We start from the raw sequence: 210 nt of genomic DNA on the forward strand, positions 1-210 counted from the left end.
ACTATTTTACTGGATGAAATTACTGACCTGCCAATGGATTTACAAGCTAAATTACTGAGGGTATTGCAAGAGCGCGAAGTTGAAAGACTCGGTAGTCATCAAAAAATAAAATTAGATATACGCATTATTGCCGCCTCCAACCGCATATTGCGTGAACAAGTTGAGCAAGGCGCTGTTCGTGAAGACTTATTTTACAGTTCAGATGTATTA

The 210-nt window shown here is 38.6% G+C and carries 1 protein-coding gene; it reads left to right on the forward strand.

All coding sequences use genetic code 11. The features are described 5' to 3' along the window. On the forward strand, positions 1–210 hold a 210-nt coding region (locus tag CWB76_RS19970), incomplete at both ends, for a sigma 54-interacting transcriptional regulator (RefSeq protein ID WP_138609792.1).

Origin of the sequence: Pseudoalteromonas sp. S1609 (genome assembly GCF_005887255.1) — a bacterium.
Classification (GTDB): domain Bacteria; phylum Pseudomonadota; class Gammaproteobacteria; order Enterobacterales; family Alteromonadaceae; genus Pseudoalteromonas.